General features: G+C 39.4%; 2 protein-coding genes. Both read left to right on the top strand.

Features of this window, described 5'->3' with window-relative positions; translation table 11 throughout:
• The first annotated feature begins 80 nt into the window (after positions 1-80).
• Positions 81-311 carry a hypothetical protein gene (locus AB4160_RS19400; protein WP_372006077.1) on the top strand — a complete coding sequence of 77 codons (231 nt, stop codon included), beginning with the start codon at positions 81-83 and terminating at the stop codon, positions 309-311.
• A gap of 200 nt (positions 312-511) precedes the next feature.
• Positions 512-874 (top strand): hypothetical protein, encoded by a 363-nt coding sequence (locus tag AB4160_RS19395; RefSeq protein WP_372006075.1) that lies wholly within the window; start codon positions 512-514, stop codon positions 872-874.
• The last annotated feature ends 242 nt before the right edge of the window (positions 875-1,116 follow it).

Here is a 1,116-nt window from a genome sequence, read left to right as displayed (position 1 = left end):
CTCCGAAAGTAAAGAACAAGCCGTTACACGAGACCTTCGGCTCGTGAACTAAATCGTTATATGTCCTTTAAGGAAAGTGGATGTCCGAACAATTTTGTCCTATATGCAAAGGAAATGTTAAACCTCAACCTAGATATTTAGCATATGTCTGTGAAGCTTGTTTAGCTGACGGCGTTGAAGTCGACGGGAACATAATCCCTAAATCAAAAATTGATGTGTATTCAAATTTATCAGTTAACTGTAAAGTTAATGGTATTGAGTGTGTCGCTCAAGAAGCACGTTTTGGCGGTACGGTGGTACAGGTCATATAACAAGGGTTTTCAAGTCGGACTCGTAACAGTTTGCTCGGTTCCACTTCGTTTCACATTTTAGCAAACTATTTCTCGCCGCTTAAAACGGCGTTAGCACGATCGGCATACTTAAGCACTACACATTACTCAAGGAATATAAAATGGAATGCACCTCTGTAATCTCATTCGATACTAAATGTAAAAATAAAGCAGTCTTCTTCATGGAAGCATTTAAATCATTCGAAGGAGTGCGGCTATCAGAATGGACAGATATTGACTCGAGGAAAGAAGCCTTCAATTTAGCTCTTAAGGATGTGAGTGATACTTTGACCGCAGATGAAATCTACTCGCATCTTAACGCTATTGATACTGGAGTGGTAACAGTGTCTGTTAAACAATCTATAGTTTCAGTCGAGATTTTTCCTTGGGCTTTTCCTGAAGAGCTTTGTGAGTACGCATTTACAACACTTAATAAAAATGGTTTTGTTGACATTTCTTGTGAATCTGACAGTGAATATGGCACACAGTTACTTACTTTTGAAAATGGTGTAATTTCTGAAAAACTAGATCTTATTGAAATGTAAATGTCGTGCTAACAGATAAGGATAGGCCGCGCGTAGCCGAAAAACTAGATCTTATTGAAATGTAAATGTCGTGCTAACAGATAAGGATAGGCCGCGCGTAGCCGCGGCCTTATCCCAAGTGTTGAACACGAATAACAAGGCCACCCATTCTAGTTGGCTAAATGTTAAACGCTCTACTAGGCTTTAGTTATAATAACAAGGCCACCCATTCTAGTTGGCTAAACAAATAACAAGGCCACCCA

Origin of the sequence: Shewanella sp. 10N.286.51.B8, from assembly GCF_041469325.1 — a bacterium.
Lineage (GTDB): Bacteria > Pseudomonadota > Gammaproteobacteria > Enterobacterales > Shewanellaceae > Shewanella.
This window is presented reverse-complemented; position numbering and strand designations above follow the sequence as displayed.

Excerpts from the sequence above, each read along its gene's own strand:
- AB4160_RS19400 (WP_372006077.1), top strand. The coding sequence starts at position 81 with ATGTCCGAACAATTTTGTCCTATATGCAAAGGAAATGTTAAACCTCAA.
- AB4160_RS19395 (WP_372006075.1), top strand. The coding sequence starts at position 512 with ATGGAAGCATTTAAATCATTCGAAGGAGTGCGGCTATCAGAATGGACA.